Annotated in this window: 14 protein-coding genes; all 14 read right to left on the reverse strand. The window is 66.8% G+C overall.

The features are described from left to right. Window positions 1-77 precede the first annotated feature (77 nt). Entirely contained in the window at window positions 78-2,015 is a 1,938-nt protein-coding gene (gene dnaK / locus FHY06_RS29310; protein WP_019655814.1) for a molecular chaperone DnaK, read from the reverse strand. Window positions 2,016-2,135: 120 nt separating this feature from the next. Beyond that, complete coding sequence (gene grpE / locus FHY06_RS29315) at window positions 2,136-2,708, reverse strand: nucleotide exchange factor GrpE (protein ID WP_080647872.1); 573 nt, start codon at window positions 2,706-2,708, stop codon at window positions 2,136-2,138. Between the two features lie 152 nt (window positions 2,709-2,860). Next, on the reverse strand, window positions 2,861-3,211 hold the full coding sequence (locus FHY06_RS29320) for an FKBP-type peptidyl-prolyl cis-trans isomerase (protein WP_019655816.1): 351 nt from the start codon (window positions 3,209-3,211) through the stop codon (window positions 2,861-2,863). 86 nt (window positions 3,212-3,297) lie between these two features. Next, window positions 3,298-3,762, reverse strand: a complete 465-nt coding sequence (locus FHY06_RS29325) for a winged helix-turn-helix transcriptional regulator (RefSeq protein WP_184607197.1) — start codon at window positions 3,760-3,762, stop codon at window positions 3,298-3,300. A gap of 179 nt (window positions 3,763-3,941) precedes the next feature. Beyond that, window positions 3,942-4,793, reverse strand: a complete 852-nt coding sequence (gene asd, locus FHY06_RS29330; protein ID WP_019655818.1) for an archaetidylserine decarboxylase — start codon at window positions 4,791-4,793, stop codon at window positions 3,942-3,944. 128 nt (window positions 4,794-4,921) lie between these two features. Beyond that, on the reverse strand, window positions 4,922-5,917 hold the full coding sequence (locus FHY06_RS29335; RefSeq protein WP_184607198.1) for a Bug family tripartite tricarboxylate transporter substrate binding protein: 996 nt from the start codon (window positions 5,915-5,917) through the stop codon (window positions 4,922-4,924). A gap of 12 nt (window positions 5,918-5,929) precedes the next feature. After that, window positions 5,930-6,910 carry a tripartite tricarboxylate transporter substrate binding protein gene (locus FHY06_RS29340; RefSeq protein WP_126185019.1) on the reverse strand — a complete coding sequence of 327 codons (981 nt, stop codon included), beginning with the start codon at window positions 6,908-6,910 and terminating at the stop codon, window positions 5,930-5,932. 58 nt (window positions 6,911-6,968) lie between these two features. Further along, the gene (locus FHY06_RS29345; RefSeq protein WP_126185018.1) at window positions 6,969-7,733 is read right to left on the reverse strand and encodes an SDR family NAD(P)-dependent oxidoreductase; all 765 of its coding nucleotides are present in this window, start codon (window positions 7,731-7,733) and stop codon (window positions 6,969-6,971) included. 83 nt (window positions 7,734-7,816) lie between these two features. Then, window positions 7,817-9,391, reverse strand: a complete 1,575-nt coding sequence (gene garD / locus FHY06_RS29350; RefSeq protein WP_184607199.1) for a galactarate dehydratase — start codon at window positions 9,389-9,391, stop codon at window positions 7,817-7,819. Between the two features lie 139 nt (window positions 9,392-9,530). Continuing rightward, entirely contained in the window at window positions 9,531-10,826 is a 1,296-nt protein-coding gene (locus FHY06_RS29355; protein ID WP_132800486.1) for a TRAP transporter large permease, read from the reverse strand. Window positions 10,827-10,834: 8 nt separating this feature from the next. After that, window positions 10,835-11,323 carry a TRAP transporter small permease gene (locus FHY06_RS29360; RefSeq protein ID WP_019655824.1) on the reverse strand — a complete coding sequence of 163 codons (489 nt, stop codon included), beginning with the start codon at window positions 11,321-11,323 and terminating at the stop codon, window positions 10,835-10,837. A gap of 141 nt (window positions 11,324-11,464) precedes the next feature. Beyond that, on the reverse strand, window positions 11,465-12,445 hold the full coding sequence (locus FHY06_RS29365) for a TRAP transporter substrate-binding protein (RefSeq protein WP_184607200.1): 981 nt from the start codon (window positions 12,443-12,445) through the stop codon (window positions 11,465-11,467). A 38-nt stretch (window positions 12,446-12,483) separates the two neighbouring features. Beyond that, window positions 12,484-13,374: an SMP-30/gluconolactonase/LRE family protein gene (locus FHY06_RS29370; RefSeq protein WP_145758932.1), complete on the reverse strand. Its 891-nt coding sequence runs from the start codon at window positions 13,372-13,374 to the stop codon at window positions 12,484-12,486. Then, the gene (locus tag FHY06_RS29375; protein WP_184607201.1) at window positions 13,364-14,191 is read right to left on the reverse strand and encodes an NAD-dependent epimerase/dehydratase family protein; all 828 of its coding nucleotides are present in this window, start codon (window positions 14,189-14,191) and stop codon (window positions 13,364-13,366) included. The genes FHY06_RS29370 and FHY06_RS29375 overlap by 11 nt, the downstream gene beginning before the upstream one ends. Between the last annotated feature and the right edge of the window lie 59 nt (window positions 14,192-14,250).

A 14,250-nucleotide genomic window follows, 5' to 3' on the forward strand; every position in this document is an offset into this window, starting at 1 on the left:
CGGTAGCTCGGGTGACTGAAGCGAGAAAGGCTGGAGCACCCTCTCAGGTGTTCCAGCCTTGGTCGGCGGGCTGGAGATCAGCCCTTCTTGACTTCCTTCACTTCAGCGTCGACCACGTTGTCGTCAGCCTGTGCGTGCGATGCAGCTTCCGCGCCAGCCGCGCCGGCTGCTGCCGAGGCGCCGGCCGCGGCCTGCGATTCGGCGTACATCTTCTCGCCGAGCTTCTGGCTCGCGGTCATCAGGGCGTTGGTCTTTTCCTCGATCGCGGCCTTGTCGTCGCCCTTGAGGGCTTCTTCCAGGTTCTTGATCGCGGTCTCGATCGCGTCCTTCTCCGAGGCCTCGAGGCTCGCGCCGTGCTCGCCCAGCGACTTCTTCACGCTGTGGACCATGGCTTCGCCCTGGTTGCGCGCCTGCACGATCTCGAGCTTCTTCTTGTCGTCGGCGGCGTTGAGCTCGGCGTCCTTCACCATCTTCTGGATCTCGTCTTCCGACAGGCCCGAGCTCGCCTTGATGGTGATCTTGTTCTCCTTGCCGGTGCCCTTGTCCTTCGCGCCGACGTGCAGGATGCCGTTGGCGTCGATGTCGAAGCTCACCTCGATCTGCGGCGTGCCGCGCGCTGCCGGCGGAATGCCTTCGAGATTGAATTCGCCTAGCAGCTTGTTGCCCGCGGCGATATCGCGTTCACCCTGGAACACCTTGATGGTCACGGCCGGCTGGTTGTCCTCGGCGGTCGAGAAGGTCTGTGCGAACTTGGTCGGGATCGTGGTGTTCTTGGCGATCATCTTGGTCATGACGCCGCCCATGGTCTCGATGCCCAGCGACAGCGGGGTCACGTCCAGCAGCAGCACGTCCTTGCGGTCGCCCGAGAGCACCTGGCCCTGGATGGCGGCGCCGACGGCCACGGCCTCGTCGGGGTTCACGTCCTTGCGCGGATCCTTGCCGAAGAATTCCTTCACCTTCTCCTGCACCTTGGGCATGCGGGTCATGCCGCCGACCAGGATCACGTCGTTGATGTCGCCCACGCTGATGCCGGCGTCCTTGATGGCCAGGCGGCAGGGAGCGATGGTGCGCTCGATCAGCTCGTCGACCAGGCTTTCCAGCTTGGCGCGGGTCAGCTTGATGTTCAGGTGCTTCGGACCCGATGCATCGGCCGTGATGTAGGGCAGGTTGATGTCGGTCTGTGCGCTGTTCGACAGCTCGATCTTGGCCTTCTCGGCGGCTTCCTTCAGGCGCTGCAGGGCCAGCACGTCCTTGCTCAGGTCGACGCCCTGTTCCTTCTTGAACTCGCCGATGATGTAGTCGATGATGCGCTGGTCGAAGTCTTCGCCGCCCAGGAAGGTGTCGCCGTTGGTCGACAGCACTTCGAACTGCTTCTCGCCGTCCACGTCGGCAATTTCGATGATCGACACGTCGAAGGTACCGCCGCCGAGGTCATACACGGCGATCTTGCGGTCGGCCTTGTCCTGCTTGTCCAGGCCGAAGGCCAGGGCAGCGGCGGTGGGCTCGTTGATGATGCGCTTGACGTCGAGGCCCGCGATGCGGCCGGCGTCCTTGGTGGCCTGGCGCTGTGCGTCGTTGAAGTAGGCGGGCACCGTGATCACGGCTTCGCTGACGGTTTCGCCGAGGTAGTCTTCGGCGGTCTTCTTCATCTTGCGCAGGATGTCGGCGCTGACCTGCTGCGGGGCGATCTTCTTGCCGCGCACTTCCACCCACGCGTCGCCGTTGTCGGCCTTGGCGATGGTGTAGGGCATCAGGTCGATGTCCTTCTGGACTTCCTTTTCCTCGAACTTGCGGCCGATCAGGCGCTTGATCGCGTACAGCGTGTTCTTGGGGTTGGTGACGGCCTGGCGCTTGGCCGAGGCACCGACCAGCACTTCACCGTCTTCCTGGTACGCGACGATCGACGGCGTGGTGCGCGCACCTTCCGAGTTCTCGATCACACGCGTGGTGTTGCCTTCCATGATCGACACGCACGAGTTGGTGGTGCCGAGGTCGATGCCGATGATCTTTGCCATGTTCTTACTCCTGAAAGCCTGAAAGTTATGTTGTTATGAACGTGTGGATAACCCGTTGCGATTCAAGGGACGAAACGGGGATTTCCTGTGGGAATCTTGTGTACTGCAGAGCGTCCGGCGTCACTTGGGCGCGCTGACGGTGACCAGAGCGGGGCGCAGCACGCGGTCGTTGATGGTGTAGCCCTTCTGCAGCACGCTCACCACCGTGTTGGGTTCCTGGTCGGCGGGCACCATCGAGATGGCCTGGTGCTGGTGCGGATCGAACTTGGTGCCGGGGGCGGGCGCCACCTCGATCACCTTGTTGCGTTCGAGCGCGCTCTTGAGCTGGCGCAGCGTGGCCTCGGCGCCTTCGCGGATCTGCTCGGGCGTGGCGTCCTTGACGGCCAGGCCGGCTTCCAGGCTGTCGGTCACGGGCAGCAGGCTTTCGGCGAAGGCCTCGACGGCGAACTTGCGGGCCTTGCTGACTTCCTCGTCGGCGCGGCGGCGGGCGTTCTGCACGTCTGCCTGGGCGCGCAGGTACTGATCGGCCAGTTCGGCATTCTTGGCCTGCAGCGCGGCGAGTTCGGCCTGCGCGACGGCCAGGGCGTCGAGCGCCTCGGCCTCGTTGGCGGCATGCGCCGCCTCCAGTTCTTCGGGACTTGGCTCGCCTTGCAGCATTTGAGAGTTCTGTGCGGATTGTTGCGGGTCAGACATTTTTCAAAGAACCGGCAGGCGCCGGAAAACAAACGATAGCCAGCCACTTGGGGCTGGCCAGAGGCTTTTCAAGCGAAAAAATGGGGTCGAAACGGCCTTCGGGACACAAAAAAGGCCCGAAACCGGGCCTTATCGCCGCGTCGGCAGAGGGCTCAGTGAGCGTCGAGCAGTTCGACGTCGAACTTCAGGGTGGCGTTCGGGGGGATCACGCCGCCCGCGCCGCGCGCGCCGTAACCCAGCGACGCGGGAATGATCAGCGTGCGCTTGCCGCCGATCTTCATGCCGGCAACGCCTTCGTCCCAGCCCTTGATGACCTGGCCGGCGCCCAGCGAGAACGCGAAGGGGTCGTTGCGGTCGCGGCTGGAGTCGAACTTGGCGCCCTGCACGCCGTCGTTGTAGAGCCAGCCGGTGTAGTGCACGTGCACGTGATGGCCGGCCTTGGCTTCGGCGCCGGTGCCGACTTCGGTGTCTTCGTATTGCAGGCCGGAGGGGGTGGTGGGCATGGGGAGCGTTCCTTGCGTCGAATGTGAGATCCGTGGATCGAAGGAGCGGAGTTTACCGATGCCCGGCAGGCGGCTCCGGGGCGCGGTCAGCCGTGGCTGGTGTCGTCGCCGGACGGTGCGGGTGCGGAAGCGGGCGATGCGAGGGGGTCCGCGGAGGGAGCCGAAACCGGGGGAGCCGGGGCCGAGACCGGCGCGGCGGGAGCGTTCGGGGCCGTGGCGGCGGGCACGGCAGTCGCAGTCGCCGCAGCCTTCTTCTGCTGGCCGAGCTGCCATTTGCCGGCGAAGGCCTGCAGGTCGGACAGGCGCTTGAGCAGGTCCTGCCCACTGAGCGTGAGGCTGTAGCCGTCGCTGCCGTGGCCGACGAGGCCGGCCTCGCGCAGTTCCTTGATGCGGGTGTTCAGCGTGTTGGGAGTGATGCCGCCGACGCTGTCCTGCAGCAGGCGGAAGGTCTGCGCGTGGCCGTCGCGCAGGGCCCAGAGCACGCGCAGTGCGTAGCGGGCTTCGAGCAGGGCGAGCAGCTGGCTGATGGCTGCGTTTTCCTTGGTACTCATCGACATCATCTCCTCGAAGCTGGGCGGGCCGTCGACCTGGCGGGGGCAGGGCGATGCCTCGCGTTCTTGTGGTTGGTTATGAACCGTCTCGTTGGCCGGCGACTATATCGCAATCGATGAGAATGCTACTAGTTTTGTAGCTGTAAATACAAGCTGGATGCGGGTTGTGAGACAAAGCCTCACAAATTGGTGTAGTCGGCCATGGCTTCGCCCAGCCGGATCGCGCGGCCCGGCGCCCATTGCGGGTTGAAGGCCAGCGCAGGCGCCGGGAAGAGCATGACGACGGTGGAGCCCAGCAAGAACCGGCCCATCTCGTCGCCCTTGCGGATGTCGATCTGCTGATCGGCGTAGTGCCACTCGCGCAGCTCGCCCACGCGCGGCGGGTTGACCACGCCGTGCCAGACGGTGGCCATGCTGCCGACGATGGTGGCGCCCACCAGCACCAGCACGAAGGGCCCGCGCGCCGATTCGAAGACGCACACCACGCGCTCGTTGCGCGCGAAGAGGCCGGGCACGCCGCGCGCCGTCGTCGGGTTCACCGAGAACAGGTCGCCCGGCACGTGGATCATGCGCACCAGTCGCCCGTCGCAGGGCATGTGGATGCGGTGGTAGTCGCGCGGGCTCAGGTAGAGCGTGGCGAAGCTGCCGTGCGCGAACTTGGCGGCCAGCGTGGCGTCGCCGCCCACCAGCGCGGTGGTCGTGTAGTTGTGGCCCTTGGCCTGGAAGATCTGGTCGCCCTCGATGGCGCCGAACTGGCTGATTGCGCCGTCCACCGGGCACACCAGGTCGGCCTGGGCGATAGGCCGGGCGCCGGGCTTGAGCTCGCGCGTGAAGAACTGGTTGAAGCTCTTGTAGTGGCTGATGTCCGACTCGAGCGCCTCGCCCATGTCCACGCCGTACTTCGCCACGAAGCGCCGGATGATCCACGTCGTGACGGCGCCCCGCTCCTTGCCCGCGACCCAGCCGGCGAAATTGGTCAGGGCCTGCTTGGGAAACAGGTATTGGGGCAGTACGGCGGAGCGGTCGGACACGTGGCAATGATCTGGAAAGCGGATCGGAGGGGCATTCTATAAAGGGCTTTTCGCCCGGGGCGTAGGAAGCTTCCCTTGGTTCCCGGCCATCCGCGGCCGCCTCCGGGCCGCCCCCGCCGATCAGCCGGTCAGTCGGGCTTGATGCCCGCCGCCTTGATCACCTGCGCCCACTTTTCGACCTCGGCCTTCTGGAAGGCCGCGATCTGCGTGGTGCTCAGGTCGGCCGGCTCCATGCCGAAACCCTTGAGCTTGTCCTGCATCTCGGGCGTCGCGAGGATCTTGCGGATCTCGGCGTGCAGCCGGTCGACCACCGGCACCGGCGTGTTCGCGGGCACGAAGATCGCCTGCCACGACACCACCTCGAAGTCCTGCAGCCCCGGCACGCCCGACTCCGCCACCGTCGGCACGTCGGGCATCGAGGCCAGCCGCTTCGCCGAGGTGACGGCGATCGCGCGCAGCTTGCCGCTCTGGATGTGCGGGCCGGCCACCACGGTGGTGTCGAACATCATGTCGACCTGCCCTCCGATCACGTCCTGGATCGCCGGGCCGCTGCCCTTGTACGGGATGTGCGTGAATTTCACGCCCGACTTGTAGGCCAGCAGTTCCAGCGCCAGGTGCTGCGAGGTGCCCGTGCCGGCCGAGGCCGACGAGAGCCCGCCGGCCTTGGCCTTGCTGGCTTCGATCACGTCCTTCAGCGTCTTGCAGGGGCTCGCCTGGTTCACCACCAGCACCACCGGGTTGGTGCCGATCAGCGTCACCGGTGCGAACGACTTCTGCGGGTCGTAGCCGAGCTTGGGATACAGGCTGATGTTGATCGCGTGCGAGCTGATCGTGCCGCCCACCAGCGTGAAGCCGTCGGGCGCGGCCCGCGCGCCGATCTCGGAGCCCACGCTTCCGCCGGCGCCGCCCTTGTTGTCGATGATCACCGTGGTGCCCAGCGCCGGCCCCAGCTTCTGCCCGATCAGCCGGCCCAGCACGTCGGTGGTGCCGCCCGCCGGAAAGGGCACGAGATAGGTGATGGGCTTGCCGGTGGGCCAGTTGCCGCTGCCTTGCGCGAAGGCAGCCGGAAGCGCTGCGGCGACCGAAGAGGCGAGGGCGGTGCGGATGAGTGTGCGGCGTTGCATGCGATGCCTCCCTCAGGGCTTGATGCCCAACTTGGTGATGAGCTGCTTGAAGTACTCGTTGTCCTTCGCCAGCGTTTCCTTGAAGGCGGCGCCGTCGGTGTAGACGTAGCCCAGGTTCTGCTTGTCCATCACCTCGCGCAGCGCCGGCTCCTTCGCGGTCTTGGCGGCGATGTCGCGCAGCTTGGCCATCACTTCGGGCGGCGTGTTCTTCGGCGCGCCGAGGCCGCGCCAGGTGCCGATCGAGATGTCGATGCCGCGCTCCTTCGCGGTGGGCACCTTGTCGAAGGCGGGCAGGCGCTTGTCGGCCATGACCATCAGCATCTTGAGCTTGCCGGCCTGCACGTAGGTGGAAACCTCGGCCGGGCTCACGGCCACCGCCTCGACGTGGCCGCCCAGCAGCGCCAGCACGGCGGGGTTGGCGCCCTGGAACGGAATGTGGTTGAACTTGGCGCCAGTCTTGTCTTCGAGTGCCGAGGCGGCCAGGTGCCAGATCGAGCCCGTGCCCGAATTGCCCACGCCCATCTCGCCTGGCTTCTTCTTCGCGGCGGCGACGAATTCCTCGATGGTGTTGTAGGGCGAGTCGGCCTTCACCGTGATGGCGGCCGGGTCGGCGTTGAGCTGCGCGATGGGCTGGAAGTCGTCGTAGTTGAACTTCGCCAGGCCCAGGTGCGGCAGCGTGAGCAGCTCGACCGTGAGCACCGCGAGCTTGTAGCCGTCAGGCTTGGCATGGATCACCTCGTTCCAGCCGATGGCGCCGCCCGCGCCGGGGCGGTTCACGATCACGATGCTCTCGGACATGTACTTGCGGCTCGCGTCGGCGAAGGCGCGCGCGAGCGCGTCCGTGCCGCCGCCGGGCTGGTAGGGAACGACCAGCTCGACCACATGGTTGGGGTAGTCGTTGCCGGCGGCATGGGCCGCGGGGGCTGCTGCACCGAAGGCGATGCAGGCCGCGCCCGCGAGGGCCGCGAGCTTGCGCAGGAATGGGATCGTCATCTTCTTTGTCTCCGTCGTGGTTTGCGTTGATTGCCGAATAAGGGAGGGCGCCGGAGGCTCAGGGCATGTACTGCCCGCCATTCACCTCGATCACCTGTCCGGTGACGTAGCCCGAGAGCTGTTCCGAGGCGAGATAGAGGAACGCGCCCACGCATTCCTCGGGCTCGCCGAGCCGGCCCATCGGAATGCTGGCGCGGAAGTTCTCCAGCATCGCGGGCGTGGAGAAGCGGTCCTGGAAGGGGGTCTGGATGACGCCCGGTGCCACCGCGTTCACGCGGATGCGATCGCCCACCAGCTCCTTCGCCAGCCCGTGCGTCGCCGTGCTCACGAAGCCCTTCGAGCCTGCGTACAGGTAGGCCGAAGGCCCGCCGCCGGTGCGCGCCGCGACCGAGGTCACGTTGATGATGTTGCCGCCGCCGCTCTTGCGCATCAACGGAACCACCTCGCGGCAGAACGCGAGCACCGAGCGCGCGTTGATGTGCAGCACCTCGTCGAAGAGCGCGTCATCGAACTCCGCGATCGGCACGCGCCTGACCAGGCTGCCCGCGTTGTTCACCAGCACGTCGATGCGGCCGCCGAACTGCGACGAAGCCTGCTTCACGCACTCGCGGATCGCGCCCGTGTCGCGCACGTCGGCCTTCAGCGCAAAGGCGGTGCCGCCAGCCGCGCGGATGGTGTCGACCACCTGGTTCGCCGCGTCGGCGGAGCTGTTGTAGTGCACCGCCACGCGCATGCCGCGCGCGGCGAAGGCGATGGCCACCGCCGCTCCTATGCCGGTGCTGGCGCCTGTGACGAGGGCTGTCTTGTCCTTGAGGTCTTCCATGTGGGACTCCATTGATGAAGAGACTGTTCTGAAAAAGGAATCAGAGATAGAGACGTGAACCCGCGCGTCGCGCTCGTCCCTGCTCAGGTCACCGGCGCGGGATTGAACAGCACCAGCGCGTTGTGCAGCTTCCAGTGCTCGGCCCAGGTCTTCCTGCGGCCGCTGGCCACGTCGAGCATCAGCCGGAAGAGTTCCCAGCCCACGTCCTCGATGCTGGCCTCGCCGTCGGCGATGCGGCCTGCGTTCACGTCCATCAGGTCGTGCCAGCGGCGCGCGAGGTCGCTGCGCGTGGCGACCTTGATCACCGGCACCTCGGCCAGTCCGTAGGGCGTGCCGCGGCCGGTGGTGAAGACATGCAGGTTGATGCCGGCGGCCAGCTGCAGCGTGCCGCAGATGAAGTCGCTGGCGGGGGTGGCGGTGTAGATCAGGCCCTTCTGCGCGGCCTTCTCGCCGGGCGCGAGCACGCCGCTGATCGGGGCGGAGCCCGACTTGACGATGGAGCCCATCGCCTTCTCGACGATGTTGGAGAGCCCGCCCTTCTTGTTGCCCGGCGTGGTGTTGGCGCTGCGGTCGACCATGCCCTTCTTCAGGTAGGCGTCGTACCAGGCCATCTCGCGGATCATGGCCTCGGCCACCTCGGGCGTGGATGCGCGCGAGGTGAGCTGGTCGATGCCGTCGCGCACCTCGGTGGTCTCGGAAAACATCACGGTGGCGCCCGCGCGCACCAGCAGGTCGGTGCAGAAGCCCACGGCAGGGTTGGCGGTGACGCCCGAGAAGGCATCGCTGCCGCCGCACTGCACGCCCACCACCAGTTCGCTGGCGGGCACGGTCTCGCGTTTGCGCGCGTCGAGCCGGGCGAGGTGCTCCTCGGCCTGGCGCATGACCGAATCGATCATCGACATGAAGCCGACGTGGGCGTCGTCCTGCAGGCAGACCACGTCGAGCGCGGCGTCGGGGGCGGTGCCCGCGCGCTCGTCGGCGATCGGAATGCTCCCTGGCGGCAGCAGCCGCTCGGGCTGCAGCTTCTCGCAGCCGAGGCTCACCACCATCACCTCGCCGCCGAAGTTGGGGTTGAGGCTGATGTTGCGCAGCGTGCGGATCGGCACGATGGCGTCGGGCGCGTCGATGGCCACGCCGCAGCCGTAGGTGTGTTCCAGCGCCACCACGTCGTCGACGTTCGGGTACTTCGGCAGCAGCTCGGCCTTGATGCGCTGCACGGCGAACTCGGTGACGCCCGCCACGCACTGCACCGTCTGCGTGATGGCCAGGATGTTGCGCGTGCCCACCGAGCCGTCGGCGTTGCGGTAGCCCTCGAAGGTGTAGCCCTCCAGCGGAGGCAGGGCAGGGAGCTTGACCGTGGCGATGGGCAGGCCGTCGAGCTCGGGCGCGGTCGGCATGCGCATCACGCGCTCGTGCACCCAGCTGCCGCGCGGCAGCGCCTTCAGCGCGTAGCCGATCACCACGTCGTAGCGGCGGATGGCCTCGCCTTCGGCCAGGTCGACCAGCGCGACCTTGTGGCCCTGGGGCACGTTGTCCACCAGCCGCAGGCCGTCGGCGAACTCCGCGCCGGCCTTCAGCCCGCCGTCGTTGGCGACGATGGCCACGTTGTCGGCCGCGTGGATGCGGATGTAGAGCGGAGGTCTTGCGGCGTCGGACATATCAGGCTTCAAGGACGGCAAAGAGGATCGCGGTCTTCCCGTGGAACACCGCGGAACCGGACTTGCCGGCCGCAGGTGTTGCCCCCTGCAAGGGGCAAGGCGCGCGCGACACGAAGTGCGCGAAGACTGGGGGTGTACGTCACTTCACCACCATGAACATGCTGGGAAGCCATGTGGAGAACGCGGGTACGAAGGTGACCACCGCCAGCGCGAAGATCAGCGCTCCGTAGAACGGCCAGATGGTGCGCATCACCGTTCCCACCGACACCCCGCCGATCGCGCAGCCGACGAACTGCGTCGTGCCCACGGGCGGCGTGTTCAGGCCCAGCGCACAGTTGATGAGCATCACGATGCCGAACTGCACCGAGGTCATGCCGTATTGCTGGGCGATGGGCAGGAAGATCGGCGTGCACAGCAGGATGGTGGCCGCCATGTCCAGGAAGGTGCCCAGCACGAACAGGATGATGTTGATGAGCAGGAAGATCACCCATGGCGTGCTCGTCACCTGCGACAGCATCTGGCCCGTGAGCTCGGCCACGCCGTACAGGCTGATGAGGTAGCCGAAGGTGCTGGAGATGCCGATCAGCAGCAGGATCACGCCGGTGGTGCGCACCGCCTTCGATGCGGCCTTGATGAAGTGCTCCCACTTCAGCGTGCGGTAGACGAAGATGGTGAGCGCCAGGGCGTAGAGCACTGCCACCGCCGCCGATTCGGTGGCGGTGAAGATGCCCGACAGGATGCCGCCCAGGATCAGAAGCACCACGAACAGGCCCGGCAGCGCCGCCGCGAACGAGCGGCCCACGATGGCCCAGCCGGGGAAGGTGCCCGCGGGGTAGCCGCGCTTCACCGCCACCAGGTAGGCGGCCGCGAGGTTGCTGATGGTGAGCACCGCGGCCGGCAGCAGCGCAGCCAGGATCAGCGCCGCGATCGACACCTTTCCGCCCGCCGCGAGCGAATAGATGATCAGGTTGTGGCTGGTCGGCATCAGGGCGCCCACCAGAGCCGCGTGGGTCGTCACATTGACCGCGTAGTCGGCGTGATAGCCCTCCTTCTTCATCATCGGGATCATCACGGCGCCCATGGCCGAGACGTCCGCCACGGGCGAACCCGATACGCCGCCGAACAGCGTGCAGGCCACCACGTTCGACATGCCCAGGCCGCCGCGCACGTGGCCCACCAGGTCGCGCGCCAGGTTGACGATGCGGTCCGCGATGCCGCCGTAGAGCATCAGCTCGCCGGCGAAGATGAAGAACGGGATGGCGAGGAACGAGAAGATGCCCATGCCCGAGGTCATCTGCTGGAAGCCGACCGCCAGCGGCAGGCCTTCATACAGCAGCGTGGCCAGGGCCGACAGGCCGATGGAGAAAGCCACCGGCACGCCCAGCAGGAGGAAGAGCGTGAACGAGAGGCAGAGAATGAGCAGAGGGATCGTCATGGTGCGGTTCAGCCCCAGGCAGGTTCGACTTCGCGGCCCTGGGCGAGCGCGATGATGTGTTCGATGGAGAACATCACGATGAGGACGCCCGATGCGGCGGCGGGCACGTACTTCCAGCCCTCGGAGATCCAGAGCGTGGGCAATCTGTAGTCCCACACCGATTCGGCGAGCGAGGCGCAGTTCCAGGCCATGGCAATGCCGAACAGCAGGATCAGCGCGTGGATGAGGTATTCCATCTTCAGCCGCAGCCAGTCCGGCGCGAGCACGAGGAAGGATTCGAGCCCGATGTGGCCCGCGTCGCGCACGCCCACGGCCACGCCGAGCATGGTGACGTAGAGCACCAGCAGCAGTGCGAGGCTTTCGGCCCAGGTGGGGGTGTTGTTGAGCACATAGCGGCCGAACACCTGCCAGCTCACGGCGCAGATCACCGCGACGAGGCCCAGGATGCCCAACCACATGCAAGCACGCGCGAGGGTGCGGCAAAGTTTGGTGTACATGAAGTTTCTTCTCTGTTTTCTCCCTCCCCCTCTGGGGGAGGGCAGGGGTGGGGGCTAGCGGCGCCCTATGCCAGCGCCGTCGTGCCCCCATCCCGGCCTTCCCCCAGAGGGGGAAGGAGTTGGTTCAGCAGCGCGGCTCGCTTACTTCGTGTCCTGGACGCGCTTGACCAGGTCCTTCAGCTTCGCGTCCGTGATGAACTTGTCGTACACCGGCTTCATCGCCGCCTGGAACGGCCCCTTGTCCACCTCGATGATCTCGGCGCCGCCGGCCTTCACGGTGGCCAGCGACTTCACTTCGCGCTCTTCCCACTGCTTGCGCATGTAGGGCACCGACTCCTTGGCGGCCTGGCGGATCCAGCCTTGCTCCTCGGCCGAGAGCTTGTCCCACGCGCGCTTGGAGAACAGCAGCATCTCGGGCGCCATCGAGTGCTCGGTCTTGCTGTAGTACTTGGCCACCTCGAAGGCGCGGGCGCTTTCATAGGTGGGGTAGTTGTTCTCGGCGGCGTCGATCAGGCCGGTCTTCAGGCCCGTGTACACCTCGCCCATCGGCATCGGCGTGGCGTTGGCGCCCATGGCCTCGAGCATCGACACCCACAGGTCGGACTGCTGCACGCGCACCTTCAGGCCCTTCATGTCCGCGAAGCTGCGCACCGGCTTCTTGGCGGTGAACATCGAGCGCGCGCCGCTGTCGTAGTAGGCCAGGCCGACGAAGCCCTGCTTCTCGCACGACTTCAGGATCTCCTCGCCGATCGGGCCGTCGAGCACCTTGTGCAGGTGGTCGACCGAGCGGAACAGGAAGGGCATGGTCGGGACCTGCGTCTCGGGGCAGATGTTGTTCATCGGCGCGATGTTCACGCGCACCATCTGCAGCGCGCCGATCTTGGTCTGCTCGATCGTGTCCTTCTCGCTGCCGAGCGCACTGTTGTTGAACACCTTGATGCTGTGCTTGCCGCCCGACAGCGCCTTCAGGCGCTCGCTCATGAACTTCACCGCGGTCACGGTGGGGTAGTCGTCGGGGTGGATGTCGGCCGAACGGAACTCGGTGGCGTGTGCAGCCATGGTGGTCAGCGCGGCTGCTGCGCACGCGGAAATTGCGATCAGGGTCTTCTTGGCGAATTTCATTTGTCTCGTCCTCTTGCTTGGTGGTTGTTGAAAGGGGTTCAGCTGCCGAAGGCCGGTTCCGCGACGCCCTGCGCGCCGGGCCGCAGCGCGAAGACGCCCCCGGCGAGCGGCTGGTCCGACAGGTCGATGCCGCCGGGGCGGATCGAGGTGACGAACAGGGTGTCGAGGCCCGCGCCGCCGAAGGCGCACATCGCGGGCTTCTTCACCGGCACTTCGAGAGATCGGTCGAGCCGGCCATCGGGCGTGAAGCGGTGCACCAGGCCCGCGTCGTTGCCGCAGATCCAGTAGCAGCCGTCGGTGTCCATGGCGGCGCCGTCGGGTCGGCCAGGCAGGGGCTTCATGTCGACGAAGAGGCGCCGGTTGCTCGGCGTGCCGGTGGCGGTGTCGTAGTCGAAGGCCCAGACGGCCTGCACCGTGGGGTGCGAATCGGAGAGGTACATGGTGCGGCCGTCGGGGCTGAAGGCCAGGCCGTTGGGCACGATGAGGTCGTCGAGGCGAAGGGCGGCACCGCGGTCGCCCTTGCCGTAGCTGTAGAGGCGGCCGACGCGCGCGCCCGCGGCCATGTCGAGCAGCATGGTGCCGGCCCAGAAGCGGCCCTGGCGGTCGCAGCGTCCGTCGTTGAAGCGCATGGCGGGCGCCGCGTGTTCGACGCGGGCGAGCGAGGCGGCGGCCAGCGTGCCGTCGGCCTGCGGCTTCAGCGAGAAGAGGCCGCTTTCCATGCCGGCGATCCACTCGCCGGGCGCGTCGGCGCGCGGCGCGATGCAGGCGATCATCTCGTCGGCCTTCCACTGCGCGTGGCCTTCGCTCGCGTGCCAGCGGTTCAGTGTGCGCGCGGGAATGTCGACCCAGTACAGCGCCTGCTCGGCGGCATGCCACACCGGGCTCTCGCCGGTGCCGTTGCGTGCGTCGAGGACGAGCTCAGCGCGCATTGCCTGAATCACCGAACGGACCCTGTGCCGTGAAGGCGCCGCCCTGGTAGATGGCGTTGGGGTCGGTGGGCGCGACGGGGGGCTGCTGCTCGACCTTGTCGCGGAACACTTCGGAGCTGTCCTGCGCCACGAAGCCCAGGTGCGCGGCCGCACTGTTGTCCCACCACACGTCGCGGTTGTTCGACATGCCGTAGACCACGGTGTGCTTCACGTCGGGCGTGAAGAGCGACTTCTCGATCAGCGAAGTCAGGTCGCGGTGGCTCAGCCAGGTGCTCATCATCCGGCGGTTGGCCGGCTCGGGAAAAGACGAGCCGATGCGGATGCTCACCGTCTCGATGCCCCAGCGGTCGAAGTAGAACTGCGCCACGTCCTCGCCGAAGGACTTCGACAGGCCGTAGTAGCCGTCGGGCCGGCGCGCAGCGTGGGCATCGATGCGTTCGCTCTGCTTGTAGAAGCCGATCACGTGGTTGGAGCTCGCGAACACCACGCGCTTCACCCCGTGGCGGCGCGCGGCCTCGTAGATGTGGAACACGCCCTTGATGTTGGCCTCGAGGATCTCCTCGAACGGCCGCTCCACCGACACGCCGCCCAGGTGGACGATGGCGTCGCAGCCTTCCACCAGCGCGTGCACCGCGGCCTTGTCGGCGAGGTCGCAGGGCACGACTTCCTCGTGCGCATCGGCAGCCGGCGCCAGCGCGGCGATGTCCGACAGCCGCAGCACGTTCGCATACGGCTTGAGCCGTTCGCGCAGCACCTTGCCGAGGCCGCCGGCCGCGCCGGTCAGCAGGAGGCGGTTCATCTTGTTGTTGTCTGTCATGGCTGCTCGTCCTTGCATGCAGGAGTCATGGTTTCCGAGGGGTGAGCGTTGCGGCGGTT

It is taken from the genome of Variovorax atrisoli (assembly GCF_014195185.1).
Lineage (GTDB): Bacteria > Pseudomonadota > Gammaproteobacteria > Burkholderiales > Burkholderiaceae_C > Variovorax > Variovorax atrisoli.